The organism is Thalassotalea litorea (assembly GCF_005843925.1).
Lineage (GTDB): Bacteria > Pseudomonadota > Gammaproteobacteria > Enterobacterales > Alteromonadaceae > Thalassotalea_A > Thalassotalea_A litorea_A.
The window spans coordinates 101,811-128,455 of record NZ_VCBC01000004.1; the positions used below are offsets into that span (position 1 = coordinate 101,811).

The window sequence follows — 26,645 nt, forward strand, 5'->3', positions numbered from 1 at the left end:
GCCAATGCCCCGACACGTTAATTGCAGTTTCGCTTTTTTTAAATAGATCAGCCCCAATCGGCTAAACTAAAGCCTAGCAAAACCTAAACCCATGCCTATTCGCTGACGCGTTTTTCAGGGGAGGGTTAACGTGAGTTACAGAATACGTCATCGTTTAATCTATCAAACCGTACATTGAGGAAATCGATTGTGAGTCAAGTATCGGCGACTGAATCCCAGGAAAATATTGGTTTTATTATTCTGATTAGCTGCGTTGCTACCATTGGTGGCTTTTTGTTTGGTTTTGATTCGGGCGTAATTAACGGTACGGTTGCTGGACTGCAAAAAGCGTTTAACTCCGATAGCGTTGGCACTGGTTTTAATGTCGCCAGTATGTTGTTAGGCTGTGCAGTGGGAGCATTTTTTGCGGCGAAACTTGCAGACAGATTTGGGCGAAAATCTTTATTAGTCGTGGCCGCGACATTTTTCATCATCAGTGCCTATGGCTCAGGTATAGCCGCCACCAGTGGCCAATTTATTGTATTTAGAATTATCGGTGGTTTGGCCGTTGGCGGGGCGAGTGTTCTCGCGCCGGCCTACATTGCCGAAGTCGCACCTGCGAGAATGCGAGGATCGCTGGCAACCATTCAACAAATCGCCATCATTACCGGATTGTTTTTGGCGTTTGTAAGTAATTACTTGCTTGCTAAGGCCGCAGGTCAGTCAACGGTGGAGTTTTGGTTGGGGTTTGAAGCTTGGCGTTGGATGTTCTGGATGGAGTTAATTCCGGCCTGCTTATTTCTCGTATTGTTAATGTTCATTCCTGAGAGTCCACGTTATTTGATTCTCAAACAGCGCTATGTCCAAGCGGAAAAAGTCTTATTCAAACTGTATGGCGCGGTGGAAGGGAAAAGTCATCTAAACACCATTCGTGACTCAGTGCAGTCGTTTGATCACAAACCATCAATGGCGGATCTGCTGGATAAAGCCACGGGTAAAATCCGACCTTTGGTCTGGGTAGGCATTGGTCTTGCCGTGTTTCAGCAGTTTGTTGGAATTAATGTGGTTTTTTATTATGGTGCGATTTTATGGCAAGCGGTGGGGTTCACCGAATCCGATGCGCTGCAAATTAATATGATTACCGGTGCTGTCAGTATTGCCGCCTGTATTGTTACAGTGTTGCTCATTGATAGAATCGGCCGTAAACCGATATTACTGATAGGGTCGATTGGTATGGCGATTTCGCTTGCGGCAATGGTCTTTTCCTTTGCCAATGCGGATATCGAAGCAAACGGCAATTTAGGCCTTGGGGAATATGGCACCTTGGCACTGGTTAGCGCCAATCTGTATGTTATATTTTTCAACTTTTCCTGGGGGCCCGTTATGTGGGTGATGCTGGGCGAAATGTTTCCGAATCAGTTGCGTGGTTCTGGGCTGGCGATTGCCGGATTGGCGCAATGGCTCGCGAACTTCCTGATCACGATTTCCTTCCCGATTATGCTATCCGGTATCGGCCTGACCGGTGCCTATGGATTTTACACCTTAGGTGCAATTCTCTCGGCAATTTTTGTATTTAAATACGTGCACGAAACCAAAGGTAAAGAACTGGAAGAAATGCAAGCGTAATCGACAAGTATAGTCACCCCAAACATCGCTAGCGAACGCTTTAACCGACAAGACGTTTGCTAAATGTCATCACGGAATTTATTGGCGACTTCAGCGGTTTGCCGAGCTGTTTTCTGATCCAATGCTAACGATAATTTTGATTGAGCATTTTACCACTCGTAGAATATCCCCGTGTTACTTGTAACTTTACGTAATCTGCCATGACTTGCCTTATCGGTTTGTGATAAAATCGCCGTGTATTTTTTGAATAAAACCTAGGGTTTTACGCGGTTACTTCACAAAACTCCACAAATTCAAAAACTTCTCGCTAACGCCCATTGTTATTAGATTTTCATGTCAAAATTTAATCCTGACTCTCACTTGCAGGTCTTGAATAAACTCTCTACACTGTTTAAATGTGGGGAAAAGTGGAAAAAAGTGGATCTTTGTGTGATCTTTACTATAGTGATGATGTATTCGCCCATGAATTTTAATAAGAACAAGGCTGATGTTTAGAGGCGCAAATAAAGTAACCCTGGACAGTAAATCCCGTCTCACGATACCAACCAAGTATCGTGATGTTTTGTATGGGGATTTTTCAGGCAAGCTAATATGCACCGTCGATATCCAAAATCCCTGTTTATTACTCTACCCATTGGCTGAGTGGGAAGAAGTTGAACTTAAATTATCACGACTTTCCAGCATGGTTCCGCAAGAACGTTTGTTCCAACAAGTGATTCTTGGCAACGCAACCGAATGTGAACTGGATAAAAATGGTCGCTTTTTGATTAGTCCGGTATTGCGAGAGCACGCCAATTTAGATAAGGCATCTATGTTGGTTGGGCAATTTAATAAATTCGAAATTTGGCAAGAAGCGAAATGGCAACAACACATGCAGCAAGGCATTACCAGCATTCAGTCTGGTGATTTTGAATTAACGGAACGGTTACAGGACTTCTCTTTATAGTCATGGGACAAGAATTTAAACATATTTCAGTACTGCTTGAAGAAGCGGTTGATGGTCTGGCGATTAAGCCGGACGGAACCTATATTGACTGCACTTTTGGCCGTGGCGGCCATTCTGGACTGATCCTGAGCCAATTAGGAGAAACGGGGCGCTTGATTGCCATTGACCGTGATCCGATGGCCATTGCCGCTGCGCAGAAATACGCCGACGACAATCGCTTTGAGATCGTTCATAACGGTTTCGCCAACCTTGCTGAAATCGCCGAGGATCTTTCTCTGCTTGATCGCGTTGACGGTATTTTGCTTGATTTAGGCGTCTCTTCTCCGCAGCTTGATGATGCCAGTCGCGGTTTTAGTTTTATGAAAGACGGCCCGCTGGACATGCGCATGGATACCAGCAAAGGACAAACAGCAGCCGAATGGATAGCTCACGCCGATGTTGAAGACATAACCTGGGTACTAAGAACCTTTGGTGAGGAAAAACATGCCTGGCGTATCGCCAATGCCATTGTTGATGCTCGTCTGGAGCAAGATATCAACACCACGGCAAAATTGGCCAAAATTATTGCCACTGCAGCGCCGCAACGAGAAATCAAAAAACACCCTGCAACCCGAAGTTTTCAGGCGATCCGTATTTATATCAACAGTGAGCTTGAACAGATTGAAGCGGTGTTAAATGCGTCATTAGATGTATTAAAAGAGGGTGGTCGTCTGGTCGTGATCAGCTTTCATTCTTTAGAAGACAGACTGGTTAAACAGTTTATGAAAAAGCAAAGCCAGGGGCGTCAAGTGCCCCGTGGAATGCCGATCGCTGAGCATGAACTGCAAAAAGGCAAAAAACTTTCCCTAATCGGGCGTAAACAAAAACCGAGCAAATCGGAAGTTGAAGAGAATGTGCGATCGCGAAGTTCCGTTCTACGCGTCGCTGAGCGTTTAGGCAAGTAGGCCGACGAAAACGTCACGAGGAAGCTGAAATGGCAGACAAAAATCAAGGATTGGTTACACAGATTTGGCAAGATATTTGTCAATTTAAAATGACCTATGGCTTGATGATTGCGCTATTAATTTCAGCATTTTCAGTAATTTACTTTACTCATTTGAATCGGCAAACAACCACAGAACTGGACCAGTTGCTCAGTCAGAAGGATCAGTTGAATATTCAATGGCGAAACCTGATTCTTGAGCAAAGCGCTTTGGCAGAGCATAGTGAAATAGAACAAAAAGCTCAGAGCTTTTTGATGATGACAAGACCGTTGGCAAAAGACGAAAAAATAATAAAAATACCATGACGGCTAAGAAACCGAAAAAGAACAAAGGCAACGTTCAACCGACGACCATCACCTGGCGTTTCAACCTGGTGATTGCTGGCATCGGTCTGGTTTTCTTCGGCCTGATTTTAAGAGCCGCTTATATTCAGGTTCTTGAGCCTGATATGTTGAAAGCTCAAGGGGATTTACGCTCTTTAAGAACTGCCACAAAAGATACTCACCGTGGCTCCATCGTTGATCGTCATGGTGAAGAACTGGCGGTCAGTGTTCCTGTACAAACCGTTTATGCCGATCCTAAATATGTCATTGAAAAAAATGGCCTGAGCCAAACCCGTCGTCTGCAAGCCCTTGCCGACGTTTTAGGTATGGACTTAACCACCTTAAAAAAACGCATCGGTACCAATCCTAAGCGCCGTTTTGTTTATCTTGCCAGACAAATCAACCCCGCAATTGCTCAGTATGTCAAAGAGCTAAAAATTCCTGGCATTCATCTGCGCAAAGAATCGAAACGATTTTACCCTGCTGGCGAAATCACAGCGCATTTGATTGGATTTACGGATGTTGACGATAAAGGGATTGAGGGACTTGAACGGGTTTACAATGACGTTTTAACCGGACAATCCGGTAAAAAACAGTACCGCAAAGATGCAAAAGGTAACTTAATCGAAATCCTTGATGAGCAGGAAGCGCAGCAGCCGCAAGATATTACCCTGTCAATCGATCAACGCATTCAGGCACTGGCGTATCGGGAGCTGATTGCCGGAATTAAATCTTTTAAAGCGAATTCCGGTTCCGTCGTTGTTGTTGATGTTAACAGCGGTGAAATTTTAGCCCTGGTTAATGGTCCGTCATTTAACCCTAACAATCGTAAGGGTGTCGCTACCCATAGATTTCGAAATCGTGCCATTACCGATGTGTTTGAGCCGGGTTCGACAATGAAGCCGTTGACGGTGTTAAGTGCCCTTGAATTTGGCAGTGTTGAAAAAGATGCGGTGATTAAAACCGGGCGTTCAATGCGCATTGGTGGGCGTCGGGTTTCAGATCCCAGACCGTATGGCGAGCAGACCCTGGCGGATATTTTGAAAAATTCCTCAAATATGGGCAGTACCCGGCTTGCGTTAGATATGCCGAAAGATTATTTTATCGGCAAGTTTTTTGAGATGGGTTTTTCCGAAGATACCGGAACTGGCCTAACTGGCGAAACGTCAGGAATGTTATCCGATCGCAGTCGTTGGTCCAAATTTGAGTTAGCGACCTTATCGTTTGGTTATGGACTGGCAATTAGCCCACTGCAGTTGGCACGTTTTTACGCAACCATAGGCAATGGCGGTATCAAACGACCCTTATCGGTGTTAAAAGATCCGAAATTTAATCAGGGGGAGCGGGTTGTATCGAATGACAATGCGATCGCCTTGATGGCAATGCTGGAGCAGGTGGTCAATGACGGCGGAGCCTGGCGGGCCAAAGTAGAAGGATATCGGGTCGGTGGTAAAACCGGTACCGCAATAAAAACTACCGTTGGTGGTTATGGCAATGATTATATGGGATTGTTTGCTGGGATCGCACCGTTATCGAACCCACAAGTAGCGATTGTTGTGGTGATTGATGAACCGGCCGGTGATCTATACCACGGCGGCGAAATTGCCGCTCCGGTTTTCTCAAAAATTATGACGGGAACTTTGCGTTATTTGAATATAACGCCCGATGGATTGCCGCAATTAACCACGCAAACGACAGAAACAACCAATACGATTCGTACAGGAGTGAGCAATGGGTGATGTAACTGCTTATTCCATTACCTCGGCACTCGCGAAGTTCAAGATAGCTCTTGATCCAAAACTTGATGTCGGCAAAAAACATATTGTGAATGATTCTCGTCAGGTAAAACCTGGCGATATTTTTGCAGCAGTACGTGGCACATTAGAACAAGGCCACGTATTTATTGAAGCGGCGATAGCTGCCGGTGCTTCGTTGATCCTGATTGATATTGACGATGAAGCCGGACATGGACAATTGCGCTGGCTACAAGGTCCTAATCACGCCGTCGCTGCGATTGAATTTTATAATCTCGGCCAACAGCTCGCGGCTGTGGCCAGTGAGTATTATCGTCATCCGGCCACATCAATGACGTTATATGGCGTGACGGGAACAAATGGCAAAACCAGTTGCTGTCAGCTGATTGCGCAAATGCTAAATACTCTGTGTAAGCCAGCGGCGATTATCGGAACTTTAGGTGCCGGTCCAGTTGACGATTTGGTGACGATCAATAACACCACTCCTGGTCCGACAATGTTGCAGTCCTTGCTCGCACAATTCAAGCAAGATGGGTTGCATAATGTCGCGATGGAAGTGTCCTCCCATGCGTTGGAGCAAAAGCGCCTGTTACCGGATTTAATCGACGTTGCCATTTTTACCAATTTAAGCCGGGATCACCTCGACTATCATGGTTCGATGCAGGCCTACTCAGAAGCTAAGGGAAAATTGTTTGTTGATAATGGCCATCAGCGCTGGGTGCTAAATGGCGACGATAAACAAACCAAATCGTATTTGCGTCAGCGCGCGGATAAAAATTCAGTGGTGCTATTTTCATCGACCCAATCCTTACAACAGTTACGCAGTGACGATACTAAGGCAGAGCATTTTCTCGTTGCGAGTAACATCGAGTGTCATCCTCAAGGACTGGCGTTTGATGTATGTTCGACCTGGGGGGATGTCAAAGTTACGACGCCGCTTATCGGTCGCTTTAATGTCGACAACTTACTTGCTTGTTTGAGCGCGTTATTAATTCAAGGCTATCCACTTCAGGATTTAGCCGATGCCGCGTTGCATTTACAAGCGGTTGCCGGGCGCATGGAAGCATTTAGCTCAGATGCTGCGTCTGTGACTGCGGTCGTTGATTATGCCCATACCCCGGATGCGCTGGAGAATGCCCTGAAAGCCTGTCGTTATCATAACCCGGAAAACCTATGGGTGGTTTTTGGTTGTGGTGGTGATCGTGATACAGGCAAGCGCCCGTTAATGGCGCAGGTGGCTGAACAATACGCCGACCGATTAGTCATCACCAATGATAATCCAAGATCCGAAGACCCGCAGGCTATCGCCGATGACATTGTTGCTGGTCTGGCGGATAAATCGGCTGCTAAGATCATTCTCGAACGCCGCCAAGCTGTTGTCGATACGTTATCTCAGGCCGGGGCTCAGGACATGGTGCTATTGGCCGGAAAGGGGCATGAAGATTATATGATTATTGGCGAACAGCGCATCGATTACGATGAACGAGCATTGGTGGCAGATTATTTTTCCAGGAGTAACCGATGATTAAATTAACTTTGTCAGAAATTGCCAAACATATCGGCGCGACATTAATTGGCGATGATACCGAAATCGAATCGGTAAGTACGGATACTCGCAACTTAACGGCTGGCGATTTATTTATCGCCCTTAAGGGACCGAATTTCGATGCCCATAAGTTTATCAATCAGGTGCAAGATGCAAAATGTGCGGCTGCGATTGTATCCAGCAAACAAGAAATTACCATCCCTCAGCTTTTAGTCGCCGATACCCATAAAGCCTTAGGCCAACTTGGCGCCCTGGTTAAATCCCGTGTCAATCCGAAAACTCTGGCGATCACCGGCAGTAGCGGCAAGACAACGGTGAAGGAAATGTCGGCAGCGATTTTGTCGCAGTTAGGGCAAGTACTCGCGACCGCTGGCAATTTTAATAATGACATTGGCGTTCCGTTAACATTAATGCGTTTATCACCAGGTGATGAATACGCGGTTATCGAACTCGGCGCCAATCATTTAGGGGAAATCGCTTACACCACGAATTTAACCAAACCCGATGTGGCAATGATCAACAATATCGCCGCGGCACATTTAGAGGGTTTTGGTGATCTTGATGGTGTTGCCCGAGCCAAAGGCGAGATTTTTGACGGATTACCAGAAAACGGTTTTGGCGCTTATAACTTCGACACGCCATACGCAGACAAATGGTTGTGGCGCCTTGAAGGCAAACAGATTAAAACCTTTTCCGCCAGCGATAATCAGGCGGACAATTATGCCAGTGATATCGAAATGGATACGCTGGGTTGCGCCGCATTTGTATTGCATACTCCGCAACAAACCGTTGACGTGCAACTGCCGCTACCTGGGATCCATAATGTCAGCAATGCGGTTGCCGCAGCGACAGTGTGTATGGCCATGGGCGCGACATTAAACCAGGTCAAACAAGGTCTGGAGAGTATGCAGCCAGTAAAAGGACGGTTAAACCTACATCAATTACCTGGCGATTTAACCCTAATTGACGACACCTATAACGCCAATGTCGAGTCTACTCGAGCAGCAGCGGAACTCTTGTCCGGTTATCAGGGTCGAACGTTATTGATATTGGGTGATATGGCTGAGCTTGGCGAAGATGCTCGTACGTATCACCAGGAAATCGGTGAATACGCTAAAGCTCAGGGTATCGACAATCTGTTGACGCTTGGGGTTTTGAGTCAGTCAACGTCCGACGTATACGAACAACAAGGCCGGCATTTTTCATCGCGAGAACTACTACTGGATTATCTGGTACAACTTATCGCCGATGAAACTCAGCCAATTACGATTTTAGTTAAAGGTTCGCGCAGTGCGCGAATGGAATTAGTTGTTGAAGAGATCGCCAAATGGCGACGCAGTACAACAACAGGGGGAGCAGCATGCTAGTTTGGTTGGGTGAATATCTTACCCAGTATTTTAGCGTTTTTAACGTATTTTCATATTTAACCTTTCGCGCGATTATCAGTACATTGACGGCGCTCGGGTTATCACTGTATTTTGGTCCAAAACTGATTCGATACTTGCAGAAAATGCAGATCGGCCAAACGGTCCGAGATGATGGGCCACAGAGCCACCTGTCTAAATCGGGCACTCCCACCATGGGCGGCATTCTGATCTTAGGTGCCATCGTTACCAGTATTTTGCTATGGACCGATTTATCAAATCCTTACGTACAAATCGTGCTGTTTGTGATTATCAGTTTTGGCCTCATTGGCTTTGTTGATGACTACCGTAAAGTCATTCGTAAAGATCCCAATGGATTGATCGCCCGCTGGAAATACTTCTGGCAAACCGTGGTTGGCTTAATCACGGCATTCTTCATCTATGCGATTGCCGCAAGTCCTACCGAAACATCATTATTGATCCCATTCGTAAAAGATGTGATGCCGCAATTGGGGATGCTGTATATCGTCCTGACATATTTGGTTATTGTTGGTACTTCCAATGCGGTAAATCTAACGGATGGCCTTGATGGCCTTGCGATTGTCCCGACCATTTTAGTTGCCGCAGCATTTGCAGTGTTTGCATACGTTACCGGGCATTTGAACTTCTCAGAATATTTGCACCTACCGCATTTACGAAATGCCAGTGAGCTGGTGGTGGTTTGTACCGCCATTGTAGGCGCGGGGCTTGGGTTTTTATGGTTTAACACCTATCCCGCACAAGTGTTTATGGGCGATGTAGGTTCGCTTGCTCTAGGCGCGGCATTGGGTGTGATTGCAGTTTTAGTGAAGCAAGAGATTGTGCTTTTCATTATGGGTGGTGTGTTCGTCGTTGAGACACTCTCGGTGATTTTGCAAGTGGGCTCCTACAAATTACGCGGTCAGCGCATTTTCCGTATGGCGCCAATTCATCACCATTATGAATTAAAAGGTTGGCCAGAGCCGCGCGTTATCGTGCGTTTTTGGATCATTTCCATTGTATTGGTATTAGTCGGTCTGGCGACTTTAAAACTGCGCTAGGCAACAAACGGGAAAGAGATAAGGGAATATAGAGAAGACGATGACGGCACTGCAGTTTTTACAGGATAAACGCGTAACAATTCTCGGTCTGGGCGCGACTGGGATGTCTTGTGCACGTTTTCTTGACCGTCATCATATTCCTTTTTCGGTGATCGACTCCCGTGCGTGTGTCGCTGGCGTCGCACAAGCGAATGCCTTGCCCCATTGCCTTGGTGTCTATCTGGGTGGTTGGGAAAAAGAGATTATCGCCAATAGCGAGATTATCATCGCCAGTCCAGGCGTCGATATTAACGATGCCAATATCGCCGACGTTATCGCCGTTGGCACGGAAGTGATTGGTGATGTAGAATTGTTTGTTCGGGTTAATACCAAACCCATTGTTGCGCTAACCGGATCCAATGGTAAATCAACCGTGGTGAGTTTAATCGCCCATCTGGCGCAAAGCTGCGGTGTAAATAGCATACTCGCCGGTAATATTGGCCAACCGGTGTTAGATATTGTCGAACGCGATGCCGACTTAATTATTCTCGAGCTTTCCAGTTTTCAATTAGAAACCATGTCGAAGATGCAGGCGCAAGTGGGTGGCATTCTCAATATTTGTGATGATCATCTGGACCGCCATCAGACGTTAGAAAATTATCAGGCGATAAAACAACGCATTTATCAGATGAGTCAATATTGCGTTTACAATCGTCAGGATGCACGAACACTCCCGCCGAAAACCGCAGAAAAACGACTGAGTTTTGGTCTGGATCAACCGCAACAAGGTCAGTTTGGCCTGATCCAAACCGACAAGACCTATCTCGCTTTTGATGAGCGCACGTTAATGGCGACCGACGAATTGCCATTAAGTGGTGAACACAATTATTTAAATTGTCTGGCAGCACTCGCCTATGGTCAGCTTTTAGGCTGGCCAATGACATCTATGCTGGAAGGTCTAAAGAGCTTCCGGGGATTGGCACACCGATGCCAGGTGGTTGGCTCAAAAGACGGTGTTACCTGGGTCAATGATTCCAAGGCTACCAATGTTGGCGCCACGTTGGCAGCGATTGAAGGCTTGGCTAACAGTGCCAATAAACTGATTCTGATAGCTGGCGGTGACGGCAAGGGCGCGGACTTTACACCGTTGCAATCGGCATTCACCGATAAAGTCGATTCGTTGATAGTATTTGGTAAAGATAAACAGGCATTAGCAAAATTAAAGCCAGATGCGATTTTGGTGGACTCCATGCACGAAGCGGTAAGTTATGCCAAAGCGCGAGTCGGTCGCGGCGATATGGTGTTGTTATCGCCAGCGTGCGCGAGCATCGATATGTACGCAAATTATATGGCGCGCGGCGATGACTTCAGTGCCTGTGTCAGGGAGGTGCAGCATGGCTAAACCAAATACCTCATTACCCATGCCATTAATGGCTTCTATTCCTCGATGGGGGCAATGGCTGAGCCTGTCTGGTGACGAGAAGCAGCCGCTTACATATGACCGAGGTTTTTTGTTATTGGCGCTGGCGTTGTTTCTTATCGGTATGATTATGGTCGCAAGTTCATCGATGCCAGTGGCAGAGCGCTTGTATGACAATCCATTTCATTTTGTCTTTCGCCATGGCTTTTACATCGTTATCAGTCTGGTGATTGCTGCGCTGGCGCTTACCCGCCCAATGCAACAATGGCACCAGGCAAGTGGTTATCTGCTGATATTGGCAATTGTGATGCTGGCCGCTGTGTTAGTTATTGGCCGTACGGTTAATGGTTCTACGCGCTGGATTGCCTTAGGACCTTTCAATATCCAGGCGGCGGAACCGGCGAAACTCTTTTTCTTTTGTTATTTATCCGCGTATCTGGTCCGTAAAAAAGATGAAATTACCGAACAGATCAAAGGTTTTTTTAAGCCTTTACTGGTGCTTGGGGTGCTTGGCTTTTTATTGCTGATGCAACCGGATCTGGGCACTGCCGTGGTAATGTTCATTACCACCATTGGTTTATTGTTTCTGGCGGGAGCCAAAATCTGGCAGTTTTTAGCGGTAATGTTCGGTGGTCTGATGGGGATTGCTGCGCTGATTGTGATGTCGCCATATCGCTGGCGTCGTATTACCGCATTTATGGAACCCTGGGAACGACCGTTTGATGAAGGCTATCAATTGACTCAATCGCTGATGGCCTACGGGCGCGGGGAAACGTTTGGTCAGGGGCTGGGGAATAGTATCCAAAAATTGGAGTATTTACCGGAGGCACACACGGACTTTGTTATGGCGGTTGTCGGTGAGGAATTTGGCTTTTTCGGTATTTTCATAATTTTACTGATTTGTTTTACCTTAGTGATTAAAGCCTTATTTCTGGGCAAACGCGCGTTGCTCAATGAAAAATATTTTGAAGGTTATTTTGCCTACGCCATCGGCATTTGGATGAGTTTTCAGATTGCGGTAAATGTAGGTGCCAGTGCTGGCGTATTTCCAACTAAAGGATTGACCATGCCACTGATAAGTTATGGTGGCAGTTCGATGATCGTGATGACCCTGGCGATCGTGGTTTTGATCCGCATCGATCATGAATTACGGGTGCAAACGCTAAATAGTGCGAATCAATCAAATAGTAAATCAAATGGCAAAGCAGCAAACAAAACACGAAAACCACGTAGCAAAGCAGGGGGCGATGATGAGTAAGGCCCCAACAATACTGATTATGGCCGGAGGCACCGGCGGGCATATCTTTCCAGGTCTTGCGGTGGCTGATTATTTGCAAGCGCAGGGGTGGCAAGTGCACTGGCTTGGCACCTCATCTCGAATGGAAGCCCAGGTTGTCCCTAAATATGGTTATGAGATTTCATTTATCGATATTGCCGGCTTACGGGGTAAAGGAATTCGCTCCTGGTTAAGTGCTCCGGTAAAAATTATTAAATCTGTGCGTCAGTCGCTTGCGGTTTTAGAACAGGTAAAGCCGGATGTCGTGCTTGGTATGGGTGGTTATGCATCGGGGCCAGGCGGCGTGGCCAGCAAAATAAAAGGGATACCTCTGGTGTTGCATGAACAAAATGCTGCCGCAGGATTATCGAATCGGATGCTCGCAAAAATTGCCAGTAAAGTCTTGGCGGCATTTCCCAATGCATTTGATTCAAACCTTGATGTGGAAGTTGTCGGTAATCCGGTACGAGCGGATATTCTCAATTTGCTTCAAGTTGATGAGCAAGAACAAGTTCTAGCCCAAGACGGTCAAGCAAGCGAAACTTCCGCGTTACACGCGAACAAAAATATCTTGGTGGTTGGGGGCAGTTTAGGCGCAAAAGTACTGAACGACACTGTGCCAGAAGCTGTTGCCCAGATAACATCTGATCCGGTCTCATTGTGGCATCAAACCGGCGCCGGACATCTCCCCTCAGTGCAGGAGACGTATCGCTCACTAAATCTTAACAATGACAATATCAAAATTACCGAATTTATCGATGATATGGCTGCAGCATATCGTTGGGCGGATGTGGTCATTTGCCGAGCTGGAGCATTGACGGTTTCGGAACTCGCGTTGGCGGGAAAACCGGCAATATTCGTCCCATTACCCCATGCAGTCGATGATCATCAAACAAAAAACGCCATGTTTTTGGTAAACGCTGGGGCGGCGAAACTGCTGCCTCAATCTGAATTAACCGCTGCTGCTTTGGCACAGCAATTAACGTCGCTATTTAGCTCTGAGCAAAATTTGCTTACTATGAGCAAAGCGAGCAATGCTGCGGCAAAGCCAGAAGCTACGCAACACGTAAGTGAAATATGTCAATCAATGGTACACCTATGAAACAATTAACAGCTCATATTCCCGAAATGCGCCGAGTGAAAGTGATTCACTTCGTTGGCATTGGCGGTGCCGGCATGGGCGGCATCGCAGAAGTACTTTTGAATGAAGGTTATCAAGTCACCGGTTCTGATATCGGTGTCAATGCGGTCGTCAACCGCTTAACATCGTTGGGCGCACAAATCTCCATTGGTCACCAGCCTGAGAATATCCACGGTGCCAGCGTTATCGTTGTTTCAACAGCAATCGACGCCGACAATGTCGAGCTGCAAGCCGCGCAGAAACTGCGTATTCCTGTGGTTCGTCGAGCGGAAATGCTGGCCGAGTTAATGCGCTTTCGTCATGGCATTGCCATCGCCGGAACCCATGGCAAAACCACCACCACCAGCTTGATTGCCAGCATTCTTGCGGAAGGTGAACTCGACCCGACTTTTGTTATCGGTGGCTTGCTCAACAGTGCCGGCACCAATGCGCGGTTAGGTAGCAGTCGCTATCTGGTGGCCGAAGCAGACGAAAGCGATGCCTCTTTTTTGCATTTGCAACCTATGGTTTCGGTCGTTACAAATATCGATGCCGACCATATGGAAACCTATGAAGGGGACTTTGAAAAACTCAAAGACACGTATCTCGAGTTTTTACATAATTTGCCGTTTTATGGTCTGGCCGTTGTTTGTGTTGATAATCCGGTTGTTAAAGAATTACTGCCAAGAATTTCCAGGCAAATCATTACCTATGGTTTTTCCAGCGATGCCGATGTGCGCGCCACGGATTACCAACAACGCTCGCAAACCTCAACCTTTACCGTGCATCGCAAGGACAAACCGGCACTCGCAATTTCCTTGAACCTGCCGGGTCGTCATAATGTGCTGAATGCGTTAGCGGCCATCGCCGTGGCCACGGATGAAGGTGTTAGCGATCAAGCAATCGTTGCCTCGTTAGAAAAATTTGAAGGGATAGGTCGTCGCTTTGAATTTTTAGCGCAGCTATCTACCGAGCAGGGGGGAATGCAAGTCATCGATGATTACGGACATCACCCAAGTGAAGTGGATGCGACCATTAAAGCAATGCGCAATGGCTGGCCGGGTAAGCGTCTGGTAATGATGTTCCAACCGCATCGATATTCCAGAACCCGAGATTTGTATGAAGACTTTGTCGAGGTATTATCTCAGGTAGATTCGCTGGTGTTATTGGATGTCTATGCGGCAGGTGAAGAGCCAGTGGTAAACGCCGATTCGAAAGCGTTAGCACGCAGTATTCGTTCTCGCGGGGCGCTAGAACCCATTTATGTCAGTTCACCGGAGCAGTTACCGGACATAATGTCGTCAATCTTACAAGACGGGGATATGTTAATCACCCAAGGCGCCGGGAATATCGGGGCAATTGCGCGCGAGCTGATTAAAGCCAAAGTATTAAATATTAAGCCTGACACCAAGCTAAAAAAAACTGGGGATGATAATGACTAACGCAGCCATGCTCACCACAGAGCAGTTGAAACAAGAGAAAATTGCCGTGTTGTTTGGTGGCGATAGTGCCGAACGGGACGTGTCATTAAATTCTGGCGCAGCGGTTGTTAAAGGGCTCGAGCAATTTGGGTACCAGGTCTTGGCAATCGATACCCAGGGTTTTTCGCTGACCGATTTACATGCGTTAAAAGTCGACCGAGTGTTTATTGCCCTGCATGGCCGTGGCGGAGAAGATGGCTGTTTGCAAGGGGCACTTGAATACATGAAGATCCCTTACACCGGTTCGGGCGTGCTTGGCTCGGCATTATCCATGGATAAGGTCCGCTCTAAGCAATTATTTAAAGCCAGCGGCATTGCAACAGCGGCGTTTTATGTTATCAACCGAGAAGATTACCAACAGGCGGACTTGTCCTCGATTCTTGTGCAGTTGGGTGGCAAGGTGATGGTAAAACCTGCCAAAGAAGGGTCGAGCATAGGGATGAGTATTGCCAGCAATAGTGAGCAATTAAAGCAGTCTGTTGCTGTGGCATTGAAATATGACCAACAGGTATTGATTGAACAGTGGTTAAGTGGCGCTGAGTATACAGTGGCAATCCTAGGCGACGACGCATTGCCGGCGATCCGTATGGAAACCCCTAATGAGTTTTATGATTACCAGGCAAAATACCAGAGTCAAACAACCTTGTATCATTGCCCGTGCGGTCTCTCTGAAGAACAAGAAGTAAGATTACAGGCATTAGCATTGCGAGCGTTTAAGTCTACTGGCGCAAAAGGTTGGGGACGCGTTGATGTGATGCAGGATGAATCAGGAAATTGGCAGGTCTTGGAAGTGAATACGGTGCCGGGAATGACGGAATCGTCATTAGTACCGAAAGCTGCGAAACAGGCGGGATTAAGCTTTTCCGCGCTGACTGAGCGAATTTTGCAACTAAGCGTTGCTTGAACGTGATTAACAGGGATTGGAAATGAGTCGCGAATTGACGATAACAGAAACAAGCGCAAAGCCGAACCTTAGGTTTTGGTTAGGCTTAGTGTTTTTTATCGTCACTTGCCTGGGGTTGTTATTTGGCCTGACTCGATTATTGCAAGGGATGATGCAGGAAAATGTTGCTCCGGTTTCCTCATTAGTGATTAATGGCAATACCCCGTACACCCAGCAAGATGAGATTGTTGCGGCAATTACCCGGGCGAAACTGGATAACTTTTTCCAGCTTGATGTTAATCAGGTACAAATGCAAATAGAAGCGTTGCCCTGGGTTTATTCGGCAACCGTTCGCAAACAATGGCCTAATGAACTTAGGGTTTATGTTGAAGATCAAAAGCCGGTTGCGCAATGGAACTCAGATTTTTTCATTAATGAACACGGCACAATTTTTCAAGCGGCACAGGCGCGAGTACAGCACCCACTGCCAAAATTGTTTGGTCCGGAAGGCAGTGAAAAAACGGCCCTGGAAAATTATCAGAATCTCAATGAGTTATTAGCCTTCATTCAGTCTGATATTCGTGAATTGGTGTTAACCGAACGCTTTGCCTGGCAATTGACCTTATCCGATGGTGTCTATTTGAATCTGGGGCGAGAAGATCGGGTAAAACGTTTGCAACGATATATGGATGCCTATCCACAAATTAAGGCGCAACAAACAAAGCAGCAGCAAGTCGATTATGTGGACTTGCGTTATGACACGGGTTTGGCCGTAGGTTTTAAACCAATACAACCAAAAGAAGAGCACAATGGTAATGCCTAAAGCAATGGAAAGAAATTTAGTAGTTGGACTGGACATCGGCACTTCAAAAATTGTTGCCGTGGTTGGTGAAGTCACATTGGACAACACATTGAACATCGTCGGTGTCGGTCAGCATGCGGCACGAGGTATGGATAAGGGCGGCGTTAATGATTTGCATTTGGTGATGCAATCGATTCAGCGTGCCATTAACGAAGCAGAATTAATGTCGGATTGTCGGATTGGTAATGTCTACCTGGGCATTTCTGGAAAACATATTAAATGCCAGAACGAAAACGGTATGGTGCCCATTAATGACAGCGAAGTGATGCAGGAAGACGTCGACAACGTTATTCATACAGCGCGTTCCGTGCCATTATCGGCAGAGCGCCGTATGTTGCATGTGTTACCGCAAGAATATACGGTGGATTGTCAGGAGGGGATTAAAAGCCCGATCGGCATGTCCGGGGTACGGATGGAAGCGAAGGTACATATTGTAACTTGTGCCAATGATATGGCCCGCAATATTGTTAAATGTGTTGAGCGCTGTGATTTACATGCAGACCAGTTGATTTTCTCGGCACTCGCGTCAAGTTATGCGGTCCTGACGGAAGATGAAAAAGAACTGGGTGTTTGTGTTGTCGATATGGGCGCAGGCACGATGGATATTTCGGTGTTTACCGGCGGTGCTTTACGCCATAGTGCGGTGATTGCCGTTGGTGGTAATCAGGTCAGTAGTGACATTGCAAAAATATTTCGAACTCCGTTGAGTCATGCGGAAGAAATCAAGGTACAATACGCCTGTGCATTGCGCCAAATGGTGTCAATGGAAGAAAATATCGAGGTTCCCAGTGTCGGTGGGCGTCCGGCGCGAAGCATGTCGCGTCATACACTGGCGGAAGTGGTTGAACCTAGGTATCATGAGTTGTTTGAGCTAATTCAGGAAGAATTGCGAGAAACAGGTCTTGAAGATCAGATAGCAGCGGGTATCGTTTTGACCGGCGGAACCGCAAAAATGGAAGGCGTAGTTGAGTTTGCCGAAGAAATATTCCAAATGCCGGTTCGCATCGGCACACCGTTGAATATTACCGGCTTGACAGACTATGTAAATGACCCAAGTTATAGTACAGTAGTGGGTTTGCTCCACTATGGTTTGCAACACAGCAATCAAAGTGGGGCTGAAACAGGTAATAATGGGGGAATGGCAGGACTCTGGGCCAAGTTCCGTTCCCTTTTAAAGGAATTTTAAAATACAGTTTTTGGTGGAACAAAAAAAGTAACAAAGACGGAGAGAACTATGTTTGAACTAATGGACGACCACAACGAGGAAGCGGTCATCAAAGTTATCGGTGTCGGCGGCGGCGGCGGTAACGCGGTGGAGCATATGGTAAGCCAGACCATTGAAGGGGTTGAGTTTATCACGGCGAATACCGATTCCCAGGCTTTACGCAATTCATCGGCTAATATCACTTTGCAATTGGGGGCGGATGTCACCAAAGGTTTAGGTGCAGGTGCGAATCCGGAAATCGGACGACGTGCGGCTGAAGAAGATCGCGAGACAATTCGCCAGACCCTGCAAGGGTCAGATATGATATTTATTGCCGCTGGCATGGGTGGTGGTACCGGTACTGGTGCTGCACCTGTTGTTGCTGAAGTGGCTAAAGAAATGGGGATATTGACGGTTGCAGTAGTAACCAAACCATTCCCATTTGAAGGGAAAAAACGTATGAATTACGCGGAGCAAGGCATTGAGTTCCTTGCTGGTAACGTTGATTCATTGATCACTATCCCGAATGAAAAACTACTTAAAGTACTGGGTCCAGGTACAAGTTTATTGGATGCGTTTAAAGCTGCAAACAATGTACTTTTAGGTGCTGTGCAAGGTATTGCGGAACTGATTACCCGTCCAGGTCTAATCAATGTCGATTTCGCCGATGTTCGTACGGTAATGTCAGAAATGGGCACCGCGATGATGGGCTCAGGCATTGCTTCCGGTGAAGACCGTGCGGAAGAAGCTGCAGAATCTGCGATTTCCAGCCCGTTATTGGAAGATGTCGATCTTGCCGGCGCACGCGGTATCTTGGTCAATATCACTGCCGGTATGGATATCAGTATTGACGAGTTTGAAACCGTTGGTAATGCAGTGAAAGCGTTCGCGTCTGAAAATGCAACGGTCGTTGTTGGCGCCGTGATTGACCCGGATATGTCCGATGAATTACGGGTAACGGTTGTGGCCACAGGTATTGGTATTGCTCAGAAACCTGAAATCACCATAGTACCGAATAAACCCGTTCAGGAGCCTATGGTTGTTAATGGCGGTTTTGCAGGTAATGCGGAGCCAGAGCCAGTGAGTAATCCATACGCAGAAGAAAAAGCCGCACCGCAACAAGCGAGCAGTGCCGATCCAGACTACTTAGATATCCCTGCTTTCCTACGAAAACAGGCTGATTAGTCGGAACCTCTGTTTTGGAGGTTAAATAAGTGGTTGAATTTTCGGTGTTTATTATAACTGGAAAGGGCGAATTTTGACTGCTAGCGAGAGTTTTGCTATATTACGCCCCCGGCTCACTGGTCTGAACTGTTAAAACAGAGATAAGGCGAGCGATGAGCCAAGATAAAAAGATTAATTTTGCGCAGCATTAAGGCGAATTATGATTAAACAACGTACGATAAAAGATAGTGTTTCGGCCACAGGAGTCGGTTTACACAAAGGTGAAAAGGTGCAGATCACTCTCCGTCCTGCCCCTGCCAATACTGGTATTATTTTTCGCCGTGTAGACTTAGAACCGGTTGTTGATATCAAAGCTTGCCCTGAAGCCGTGGGCGAGACGACGTTGTGTACCTGTCTGGTAAATGAACAGGGTGTTCAAATTTCCACCGTTGAACACCTGCTTGCAGCCGTTGCAGGGTTGGGTATCGATAATATGATTATCGAAGTAGATTCTCCGGAAATCCCAATCATGGATGGTAGTGCATTACCGTTTGTTTATTTGATTCAGTCTGTAGGGATTGATGAAGCCAATGTCGCCAAACGTTTTCTGCGAATTAAAAATACGATTCGTGTCGAAGAAGGCGATAAATGGGCCGAGCTTCGTCCTTACGAAGGCTTTAAAGTAAATTTTGCCATCGATTTTGACCACCCGGTTATTGCCAATACGGCACAAACCATGAAGATGGATTTTTCTAGCAGCTCATTTATTAAAGAAATCAGTCGTGCTCGCACCTTTGGTTTTATGAAAGATATTGAGTTTTTGCGTTCTCATAATCTGGCATTAGGCGGTAGCTTGGAAAATGCTATCGTACTGGACGAATACCGTATGCTTAATTCCGATGATTTACGTTATGACGATGAATTCGTCAAACATAAAATCCTCGATGCTATCGGTGATTTGTATATGTCCGGCGTGAGTATTCTTGGTGAGTTAAATGCTTATAAATCCGGACACGGTCTGAACAACCTATTGTTGAGAGAAGTCTTTAAGCAAAGCGAAAACTGGGAGTGGGTCACTTATGAAGACAACCGTCCTGCACCGATCGCGTATCAGGACGCTCTCGTCCACAACTAATCCAATTCTAAAACCGAGGTTAACCCTCGGTTTTTAATTTCCGCCTTTCAGTCTTTGTTTTGATCCGATTTATTGGCGTGTTGCGCCAGTCGTCTAATCTTCTCTTGTAAGCCTGCCGGTGCATTGTTTGCCACCATATTTAACTGTTCAGCGGTATGCTTCGACATATGCTTAGAGGTTTTTTTGGTTGCTTCTTTGCGTGCTTGCGCTTCATCCGGGCGTTGGTGACCAAACGGATTTATTTTAAGTTCAAGCTTGGTTAGCTGGCCCTGACTTGCTTGCGATAGTTGTTGGCAAATTCGATTTCGTTCAAATTGTAATCTTTGCCCCCAAACGGCTGATTTGACTTCTAATATCACCGTTTCTTGTCTACAATTAGCTACTTGCCAAATTTCCTCTGGAATATCCGGACAAATAGCGGCGATAATAGAATTAACTGATTGCAGTGTTTTTGCTTTGGCGCTAAAGCCAGCAAGACTGCCTGACGATTCGGCGATTAACTTGGCCAAATCCTGAGGTGTTTTTTCAATACGGGACATGATTAAACGCTCAATCCAAAGCAAGTATGAAGAATAATAATTATGAGTTTAACAGTTTTATACCGTGGAAAGAACGTTCGTTTTTCATTGCGCCTGACTAAGGCCCGTTGGGTTGCGATTTTAGCCAGCTTTACTTTGTTATCAGGTCTGGTGATACATTGGATCTTAAAGCCAGTAGACGTTCCTGTGCATTTGGCAGCCGCTCTGGTTGATGCACAAAATTCTCCTCAAAGCGAAATCAATCATGATGCCCTACAGGTAACTGCGTTAACCGCTCGGTTGGCGGAATTACAAAGTCATGTCCTGCGCCTTAATGCATTAGCTAAACGCCTGGCGGAAGATGCCAATATCCCGGAAGACGAGTTCAATATGAGCACTGCGCCGTCGTCTGGTGGTCCATTGCAAGCAGAACCTTTTGTCAGTCAAAACTCCCTCTCTGAATTAGAATCTGACCTGGGTTCATTGGCGTTAAATGTTGAGCAGCAACAAAATCAATTTAACCTACTTGAATCTCTGGCCCTTGGTCACCACATAGAAGATAGCAGCTACTTATCTGGTAGACCCATTTCCAGTGGTTGGCTTTCTTCCTATTATGGGATCCGTAAGGATCCGTTCAATGGTAATCCAACGATGCATAAGGGAGTCGACTTTGCTGGTAAGGAAAATGCCGAGGTCATTGCAACGGGTTCCGGGGTAGTGAGTTGGGCGTCAGAACGCTATGGTTATGGAAATTTAATAGAAATTGATCATGGCACTGGCTTTAAGACCAGATATGGGCATAATAGTGCCCTATTAGTAAAAGTTGGTGATGTGGTAAGTAAAGGGCAAATCATAGCTCGCATGGGTAGTACAGGTCGCTCAACAGGTCCTCACGTTCATTATGAAATCCTGCGCGGTAATCAGCAGATTAACCCGATTAAATACGTTTATAGAAAACCTAAAACGTAAAGATATCAACAGCATAAACAATAAACTCAAAGAGTTTGTAAATATTGAAGCTGAAACTGAGTTTCAGGGAAATGGTTTAGATTAACATGTTTGTAAAAATGATGACGAAGATGTTTGGTAGTCGTAACGATCGATTACTCAAACTTATGCGAAAAGACGTAAAGAAAATTAATGCGCTGGAAGAAGGGCTGCAAAGCCTGTCTGATGACGAACTAAAAGCAAAAACAGCAGAGCTTAGAGCGCGTATCGAAAACGGCGAAACCATTGCGAGTTTATTAGCTGAAGCGTTTGCGGTGGTTCGTGAGGCGTCGGTTCGTGTCTTTGGTATGCGCCACTTCGACGTGCAAATGATCGGTGGCACGGTTTTACATCAAGGTAAAATTGCTGAGATGCGTACCGGTGAAGGTAAAACACTGACCGCGACATTGCCTGCTTATTTAAACGCGTTATCCGGTAAAGGTGTGCATGTCATTACCGTTAACGACTATCTGGCAAAACGTGATGCCGACTGGTCTCGACCATTATTTGAATTTCTTGGTTTAACGGTTGGGTGTAATATCCCGAATATTTCTCAGGAAGAGAAACAGGCGGCCTATGCTGCGGATATTACCTACGGTACCAACAATGAATTTGGTTTTGATTACCTGCGCGACAACATGGCTTTTTCGACGGCGCAACGAGTTCAACGCCCATTGCATTACGCCATTATCGATGAAGTCGATTCAATCTTAATTGATGAAGCCCGAACGCCGCTGGTGATTTCAGGTCAGGCAGAAGATAGCTCTGAATTGTATAAGACGATCAACCAGGTCGTACCCTTACTTGAAGTGCAGGATGAAGAAGATCAGGAAGGTGAAGATAGCACCGGCGATTACACCATTGATGAAAAAGCCAAACAGGTTTATTTAACCGAACGCGGTCAGGTTCGTGTGGAAGAAATTCTCCAGGAACGCGGGTTGCTACAAGAGTCTGAATCTTTATACGCAGCCAGTTCAATTTCATTGTTACACCACGTTATGGCAGCGCTTCGTGCCCATAAACTGTTCCAAAAAGATGTCGATTACATCGTTAAGGAAGACGAAATTGTTATCGTCGATGAGCACACTGGTCGGACAATGGAAGGTCGTCGTTGGTCTGAAGGTCTGCATCAGGCAGTAGAAGCCAAAGAAGGTGTTAATATCCAGAATGAAAATCAGACTCTGGCATCGATTACCTTCCAAAATTACTTCCGGTTATATGAAAAACTATCGGGGATGACGGGTACTGCGGATACCGAAGCGTTTGAATTTAACCATATTTATGGTTTGGAAACGGTCGTGATCCCAACCAATCGTCCGATGGTTCGTGACGATATGGCAGATTTGATTTATCTGACCACTGAAGAAAAAATGGAAGCCATTCTTGCCGACATCAAAGATTGTGTCGAGCGAGGTCAACCGATTCTTGTTGGTACCATCAGCATTGAAACGTCTGAATTTCTATCAAAATTTCTTCGCAAAGAAAAAATCAAACATAAAGTTTTGAATGCTAAATTCCATGCGGAAGAAGCAGAAATTGTCGCACAAGCCGGTAAAATTGGTGCGGTCACTATTGCTACCAATATGGCCGGTCGTGGTACCGATATTGTTCTCGGTGGTAACTTATCATCTGAGCTGGCAAAAATTGACGGTGCCGACGAAGCGCAAATTGCTAAAGTGACAGAGCAATGGCAAGAAGAACACAACAAAGTGTTGGAACTTGGCGGATTACATATTGTTGCAACCGAACGCCATGAATCCCGTCGTATCGATAACCAGTTACGTGGTCGTTCAGGTCGTCAGGGTGATCCCGGTTCAACACGATTCTATCTTTCGATGGAAGATGGCTTGATGCGAATTTTTGCATCAGAAAGAATTGCCAACATGATGCGTAAGCTAGGGATGGAACATGGCGAAGCGATAGAACATCCTTGGGTAACTCGCAGTATTGAAAACGCCCAACGTAAAGTTGAAGGTCGTAACTTTGATATTCGTAAGCAATTGCTTGAATATGATGATGTTGCCAATGACCAACGTAAAGTCATTTACGAGCAACGTAATGAATTGCTCGAAGACGGTGATATTGGCGAAACCATTAAAGTGGTTCGTGAAGATGTATTGTCGGGCATGATCTCTCAGCACATTCCACCACAATCGTTGGAAGAAATGTGGGATGTTCATGGCTTAGAAGAGCAATTACGTGGTGAGTTGACGATCGACTTACCAATCGCGAAATGGCTTGAGGAAGATGACAAGCTGCACGAAGAGTCGCTACGCGATAAAATTTTTGACAGTGTTGAACAGGCGTATTTAGCAAAAGAAGAGCAGGTTGGGGCAGATGCATTGCGCCAAATTGAGAAGGCGATCATGTTGCAAAGCCTGGATTCTCATTGGAAAGAACACCTCGCGGCGATGGATCATTTGCGTCAAGGTATTCATTTGCGCGGCTACGCACAGAAAAATCCTAAGCAAGAGTACAAGAAAGAATCTTTCGCCTTGTTCTCAGATATGCTTGAAAACTTGAAGTATGACGTTGTCAGTATTCTTTCGAAAGTTCGTATTCAGCAACAGTCGGATGTCGATGCTTTAGAAGAGCAACGCCGTAAACAAGCTGAGATGCAGCAAAAACTGCAACATGAATCAGCCGGTCCTCTTGTTTCTGAACCTCCAGCGCAACGTGTTGGTCGAAATGATCCATGCCCTTGTGGATCGGGTAAGAAGTACAAGCAATGCCACGGCAAGTTAGGCTAAGCGAAGCAAAGCGTATCCAAACAAATAGATTAACGATAAGGCCGGTTCATTCCGGCCTTTTTTATAGCACAGTAGACAAATTGACAGAAACGATAAAGAGACAGAATTCAATGGGGCAAGGCAATCTATGAAAAAGCGTGTGCACGTTGCGGTTGGTGTTATCTTAAGAAATGATCAGGTATTCCTGACGCGTCGTCATGTACATCAACACCAGGGCGGGAAATGGGAATTTCCGGGGGGAAAGGTTGAGACAGATGAGACGGTTCATCAGGCATTACACCGAGAATTAATGGAAGAAGTTGCCATCGATACGCTGGCAATGCGTCCATTGATGAATATTGCCCATGATTATGAAGATAAGTCTGTGTTGCTTGAGGTTTTTGTTGTCGATCAATTTAGTGGCGAACCGGAATCTCAGGAAGGGATGGAGCAAGGGTGGTTCAAAGTTTCAGAGTTATCAAACTTAGAATTCCCGAACGCGAATAAAGACATTATCGTCAAGCTTCAAAACCCATAATTCTTCAAGACCCAAGGTTACTCATAAACTTTACCTTTGTGTCTGAGCCAGCCATCGATATGTTTTTTATTTGGATCGTGGTGTGTCCAGTGAATAACCCCGCCCTTTGAATTCCATTCATACTCACCATAAAACTCAACCAAATCGCCTTTTTTTAAATCTGTAATCTTCGGAGCAAGATCAATATTGTGAGCAACGAGGACCGTTTGTGAGGGTGACACACGCAATATAAAGCGTTGATGGCGACTACCCTTGTTATCGTCCGCAAGGAGTGTTTGCACCTTTCCAAGCGCCTGAATTTGCACATCGCTTTGTCGATTTCGAAACGCTTCGTCTAACGCACGTAAATTCTGGGTTGTTTCCGCACTACTGGTCGGGAGATTGACCTCAGTGCTCGCGCTATCCTGATTGACACTCGGGGCACTCTGGACATTCGGTTCAGGCCGATTAATGATATAAGCGACGATAAGTACACAAATAATTCCCGCACTGATATTTTTGAAATTTAAATTGTTTCTTCTGGGCATGATGAATTACGACTGCTTAGTTTGACTCATGATAAAACACATCGATGTAAATTAGAATCAATCCATTTTGCTCTATATCGCGATGCTAAGTTGTTGACTGCTATTAATGATAAGTGAAAATAATTTAATTGTTAGATTAGTTCTTCTCGTTTGTCGAAATTAGTTAGATTGTTTACTCTAACTTTGCTTTCGAAATCTCCCCAGATTTTCTAAAAGTATCATTTGGTTTTTTTATAGGGCATCTTTGATGCCCTTTTTTTTTACCTTTTATTCGTGTGAATTTTTAAAGTTAATATTCTCAGAAATAACCATCTTTTAGTAAAAGCTCTGTGCTGGTCAAAGCCGTTCGCGACGAAGCATATCCTACCGAGTACACAGATTACATCCACTTCAGGCACACCGATTACATCCCGTCAGAATACACCGATTACATCCCGTCAGAATACACCGACTAAACCCAGTCAGAATACACCGACTAAATCCAATTCGAGTAGACCGTTCACATGCAGTTTCGAATGAAACACACCCCCGCCAGTCATTCCCTGACACTACAGGGAATCTATCACCACAAGGCTGAATGTGTCGCTCCGAGCACACCAATTGAATTACCTCCGAGTACACTCTCATAAACATCGCTCGGAGCACTCCAATTAAATCCTTTCCGAGCACGCCGATTACAACACACTTTGTGGACATGCTGCTTTGAATGAAACACGCCCCCGCGAGTCATTCCCTGACACTACAGGGAATCTATCACCACAAGGCTGAATGTGTCGCTCCGAGCACACTCTCATAAACATCGCTCCGATCACATGCTGCTTCGAATGAAACACACCCCCGCGTGTCATTCCCTGACACTACAGGGAATCAATCACCACAAGGCTGTATGCGTTGCTCCGAGCACACCAATTGAATTCCCTCCGAGCACACTCTCATAAACATCGCTCCGAGCACATGCTGCTTCGAATGAAACACGCCCCCGCGTATCATTCCCTGACACTACAGGGAATTTATCACCTCAAGGCTGCATACGTCGCTCCGAGCACGCCGATTACAACCACTTTGTGGACATGCAGTTTCGAATGAAACACACCCTCGCGTGTCATTCCCTGACACTACAGGGAATCTATCACCTCAAGGCTGAATACGTCGCTCCGAGCACGCCAATTAAATCCTTTCCGAGGACATGCGGCTTCGAATGAAACACATCCCCGCGTGTCAT

General features: G+C 46.0%; 22 protein-coding genes. 20 read left to right on the top strand and 2 right to left on the bottom strand.

What is annotated here, in order from left to right:
* Window positions 1-174: 174 nt before the first annotated feature.
* From FE810_RS04180 to lpxC, 17 genes are all read left to right on the top strand, one after another.
* The gene (locus FE810_RS04180) at window positions 175-1,605 is read left to right on the top strand and encodes a sugar porter family MFS transporter (protein ID WP_281278316.1); all 1,431 of its coding nucleotides are present in this window, start codon (window positions 175-177) and stop codon (window positions 1,603-1,605) included.
* A gap of 487 nt (window positions 1,606-2,092) precedes the next feature.
* Entirely contained in the window at window positions 2,093-2,551 is a 459-nt protein-coding gene (gene mraZ, locus FE810_RS04185; RefSeq protein WP_138318783.1) for a division/cell wall cluster transcriptional repressor MraZ, read from the top strand.
* A gap of 2 nt (window positions 2,552-2,553) precedes the next feature.
* A complete protein-coding gene (gene rsmH, locus FE810_RS04190) occupies window positions 2,554-3,495 on the top strand; it encodes a 16S rRNA (cytosine(1402)-N(4))-methyltransferase RsmH (RefSeq protein WP_138318784.1) in 942 nt (313 codons plus the stop codon).
* A 29-nt stretch (window positions 3,496-3,524) separates the two neighbouring features.
* Window positions 3,525-3,839: a cell division protein FtsL gene (gene ftsL / locus FE810_RS04195; RefSeq protein ID WP_138318785.1), complete on the top strand. Its 315-nt coding sequence runs from the start codon at window positions 3,525-3,527 to the stop codon at window positions 3,837-3,839.
* Complete coding sequence (locus FE810_RS04200; protein WP_138318786.1) at window positions 3,836-5,596, top strand: penicillin-binding transpeptidase domain-containing protein; 1,761 nt, start codon at window positions 3,836-3,838, stop codon at window positions 5,594-5,596. Before ftsL ends, FE810_RS04200 begins: the two co-directional genes overlap by 4 nt.
* Window positions 5,589-7,136: a UDP-N-acetylmuramoyl-L-alanyl-D-glutamate--2,6-diaminopimelate ligase gene (locus FE810_RS04205; RefSeq protein WP_138318787.1), complete on the top strand. Its 1,548-nt coding sequence runs from the start codon at window positions 5,589-5,591 to the stop codon at window positions 7,134-7,136. Before FE810_RS04200 ends, FE810_RS04205 begins: the two co-directional genes overlap by 8 nt.
* Window positions 7,133-8,524, top strand: coding sequence for a UDP-N-acetylmuramoyl-tripeptide--D-alanyl-D-alanine ligase (gene murF, locus FE810_RS04210; RefSeq protein WP_138318788.1), 1,392 nt, complete (start codon window positions 7,133-7,135; stop codon window positions 8,522-8,524). Before FE810_RS04205 ends, murF begins: the two co-directional genes overlap by 4 nt.
* The gene (mraY, locus tag FE810_RS04215; protein WP_138318789.1) at window positions 8,518-9,600 is read left to right on the top strand and encodes a phospho-N-acetylmuramoyl-pentapeptide-transferase; all 1,083 of its coding nucleotides are present in this window, start codon (window positions 8,518-8,520) and stop codon (window positions 9,598-9,600) included. The genes murF and mraY overlap by 7 nt, the downstream gene beginning before the upstream one ends.
* A 40-nt stretch (window positions 9,601-9,640) precedes the next feature.
* Window positions 9,641-10,981, top strand: a complete 1,341-nt coding sequence (murD, locus tag FE810_RS04220) for a UDP-N-acetylmuramoyl-L-alanine--D-glutamate ligase (protein ID WP_138318790.1) — start codon at window positions 9,641-9,643, stop codon at window positions 10,979-10,981.
* Complete coding sequence (gene ftsW / locus FE810_RS04225; RefSeq protein WP_246036901.1) at window positions 10,974-12,257, top strand: cell division protein FtsW; 1,284 nt, start codon at window positions 10,974-10,976, stop codon at window positions 12,255-12,257. The genes murD and ftsW overlap by 8 nt, the downstream gene beginning before the upstream one ends.
* A complete protein-coding gene (murG, locus tag FE810_RS04230; RefSeq protein ID WP_138319004.1) occupies window positions 12,250-13,377 on the top strand; it encodes an undecaprenyldiphospho-muramoylpentapeptide beta-N-acetylglucosaminyltransferase in 1,128 nt (375 codons plus the stop codon). The genes ftsW and murG overlap by 8 nt, the downstream gene beginning before the upstream one ends.
* The gene (gene murC, locus FE810_RS04235; RefSeq protein ID WP_246036903.1) at window positions 13,374-14,837 is read left to right on the top strand and encodes a UDP-N-acetylmuramate--L-alanine ligase; all 1,464 of its coding nucleotides are present in this window, start codon (window positions 13,374-13,376) and stop codon (window positions 14,835-14,837) included. Before murG ends, murC begins: the two co-directional genes overlap by 4 nt.
* Window positions 14,830-15,780, top strand: coding sequence for a D-alanine--D-alanine ligase (locus FE810_RS04240; protein ID WP_246036905.1), 951 nt, complete (start codon window positions 14,830-14,832; stop codon window positions 15,778-15,780). The genes murC and FE810_RS04240 overlap by 8 nt, the downstream gene beginning before the upstream one ends.
* Before the next feature lie 22 nt (window positions 15,781-15,802).
* Window positions 15,803-16,582: a cell division protein FtsQ/DivIB gene (locus FE810_RS04245; protein ID WP_138318792.1), complete on the top strand. Its 780-nt coding sequence runs from the start codon at window positions 15,803-15,805 to the stop codon at window positions 16,580-16,582.
* Window positions 16,575-17,807, top strand: a complete 1,233-nt coding sequence (gene ftsA / locus FE810_RS04250) for a cell division protein FtsA (protein ID WP_138318793.1) — start codon at window positions 16,575-16,577, stop codon at window positions 17,805-17,807. The genes FE810_RS04245 and ftsA overlap by 8 nt, the downstream gene beginning before the upstream one ends.
* Window positions 17,808-17,855: 48 nt before the next feature.
* Entirely contained in the window at window positions 17,856-19,010 is a 1,155-nt protein-coding gene (gene ftsZ / locus FE810_RS04255; RefSeq protein ID WP_138318794.1) for a cell division protein FtsZ, read from the top strand.
* A gap of 199 nt (window positions 19,011-19,209) precedes the next feature.
* Window positions 19,210-20,124 (top strand): UDP-3-O-acyl-N-acetylglucosamine deacetylase, encoded by a 915-nt coding sequence (gene lpxC / locus FE810_RS04260; RefSeq protein WP_138318795.1) that lies wholly within the window; start codon window positions 19,210-19,212, stop codon window positions 20,122-20,124.
* A gap of 47 nt (window positions 20,125-20,171) precedes the next feature.
* Here lpxC and FE810_RS04265 read toward each other — a convergent pair whose 3' ends face one another.
* Window positions 20,172-20,663 carry a DUF721 domain-containing protein gene (locus FE810_RS04265; RefSeq protein ID WP_138318796.1) on the bottom strand — a complete coding sequence of 164 codons (492 nt, stop codon included), beginning with the start codon at window positions 20,661-20,663 and terminating at the stop codon, window positions 20,172-20,174.
* A gap of 42 nt (window positions 20,664-20,705) precedes the next feature.
* On the opposite strand from FE810_RS04265, the gene FE810_RS04270 reads away from it, so the two are divergent.
* The 3 genes from FE810_RS04270 to mutT all read left to right on the top strand — a co-directional run bounded on the left by FE810_RS04270 (window position 20,706) and on the right by mutT (window position 24,896).
* A complete protein-coding gene (locus tag FE810_RS04270) occupies window positions 20,706-21,611 on the top strand; it encodes a M23 family metallopeptidase (RefSeq protein WP_138318797.1) in 906 nt (301 codons plus the stop codon).
* An 86-nt stretch (window positions 21,612-21,697) separates the two neighbouring features.
* The gene (gene secA, locus FE810_RS04275) at window positions 21,698-24,379 is read left to right on the top strand and encodes a preprotein translocase subunit SecA (protein WP_138318798.1); all 2,682 of its coding nucleotides are present in this window, start codon (window positions 21,698-21,700) and stop codon (window positions 24,377-24,379) included.
* A gap of 127 nt (window positions 24,380-24,506) precedes the next feature.
* Window positions 24,507-24,896, top strand: coding sequence for an 8-oxo-dGTP diphosphatase MutT (mutT, locus tag FE810_RS04280; protein ID WP_138318799.1), 390 nt, complete (start codon window positions 24,507-24,509; stop codon window positions 24,894-24,896).
* Between the two features lie 17 nt (window positions 24,897-24,913).
* Here mutT and FE810_RS04285 read toward each other — a convergent pair whose 3' ends face one another.
* Window positions 24,914-25,423 (bottom strand): DUF3465 domain-containing protein, encoded by a 510-nt coding sequence (locus tag FE810_RS04285; protein WP_138318800.1) that lies wholly within the window; start codon window positions 25,421-25,423, stop codon window positions 24,914-24,916.
* Window positions 25,424-26,645 lie beyond the last annotated feature (1,222 nt).

What these genes read in the sequence shown, in the direction of transcription:
- mraZ (WP_138318783.1), top strand. Translation starts at nt 2,093, where the DNA reads ATGTTTAGAGGCGCAAATAAAGTAACCCTGGACAGTAAATCCCGTCTC.
- rsmH (WP_138318784.1), top strand. Translation starts at nt 2,554, where the DNA reads ATGGGACAAGAATTTAAACATATTTCAGTACTGCTTGAAGAAGCGGTT.
- ftsL (WP_138318785.1), top strand. Translation starts at nt 3,525, where the DNA reads ATGGCAGACAAAAATCAAGGATTGGTTACACAGATTTGGCAAGATATT.
- FE810_RS04200 (WP_138318786.1), top strand. Translation starts at nt 3,836, where the DNA reads ATGACGGCTAAGAAACCGAAAAAGAACAAAGGCAACGTTCAACCGACG.
- FE810_RS04205 (WP_138318787.1), top strand. Translation starts at nt 5,589, where the DNA reads ATGGGTGATGTAACTGCTTATTCCATTACCTCGGCACTCGCGAAGTTC.
- murF (WP_138318788.1), top strand. Translation starts at nt 7,133, where the DNA reads ATGATTAAATTAACTTTGTCAGAAATTGCCAAACATATCGGCGCGACA.
- mraY (WP_138318789.1), top strand. Translation starts at nt 8,518, where the DNA reads ATGCTAGTTTGGTTGGGTGAATATCTTACCCAGTATTTTAGCGTTTTT.
- murD (WP_138318790.1), top strand. Translation starts at nt 9,641, where the DNA reads ATGACGGCACTGCAGTTTTTACAGGATAAACGCGTAACAATTCTCGGT.
- ftsW (WP_246036901.1), top strand. Translation starts at nt 10,974, where the DNA reads ATGGCTAAACCAAATACCTCATTACCCATGCCATTAATGGCTTCTATT.
- murG (WP_138319004.1), top strand. Translation starts at nt 12,250, where the DNA reads ATGAGTAAGGCCCCAACAATACTGATTATGGCCGGAGGCACCGGCGGG.
- murC (WP_246036903.1), top strand. Translation starts at nt 13,374, where the DNA reads ATGAAACAATTAACAGCTCATATTCCCGAAATGCGCCGAGTGAAAGTG.
- FE810_RS04240 (WP_246036905.1), top strand. Translation starts at nt 14,830, where the DNA reads ATGACTAACGCAGCCATGCTCACCACAGAGCAGTTGAAACAAGAGAAA.
- FE810_RS04245 (WP_138318792.1), top strand. Translation starts at nt 15,803, where the DNA reads ATGAGTCGCGAATTGACGATAACAGAAACAAGCGCAAAGCCGAACCTT.
- ftsA (WP_138318793.1), top strand. Translation starts at nt 16,575, where the DNA reads ATGCCTAAAGCAATGGAAAGAAATTTAGTAGTTGGACTGGACATCGGC.
- ftsZ (WP_138318794.1), top strand. Translation starts at nt 17,856, where the DNA reads ATGTTTGAACTAATGGACGACCACAACGAGGAAGCGGTCATCAAAGTT.
- lpxC (WP_138318795.1), top strand. Translation starts at nt 19,210, where the DNA reads ATGATTAAACAACGTACGATAAAAGATAGTGTTTCGGCCACAGGAGTC.
- FE810_RS04265 (WP_138318796.1), bottom strand. Translation starts at nt 20,663, where the DNA reads ATGTCCCGTATTGAAAAAACACCTCAGGATTTGGCCAAGTTAATCGCC.
- FE810_RS04270 (WP_138318797.1), top strand. Translation starts at nt 20,706, where the DNA reads ATGAGTTTAACAGTTTTATACCGTGGAAAGAACGTTCGTTTTTCATTG.
- secA (WP_138318798.1), top strand. Translation starts at nt 21,698, where the DNA reads ATGTTTGTAAAAATGATGACGAAGATGTTTGGTAGTCGTAACGATCGA.
- mutT (WP_138318799.1), top strand. Translation starts at nt 24,507, where the DNA reads ATGAAAAAGCGTGTGCACGTTGCGGTTGGTGTTATCTTAAGAAATGAT.
- FE810_RS04285 (WP_138318800.1), bottom strand. Translation starts at nt 25,423, where the DNA reads ATGCCCAGAAGAAACAATTTAAATTTCAAAAATATCAGTGCGGGAATT.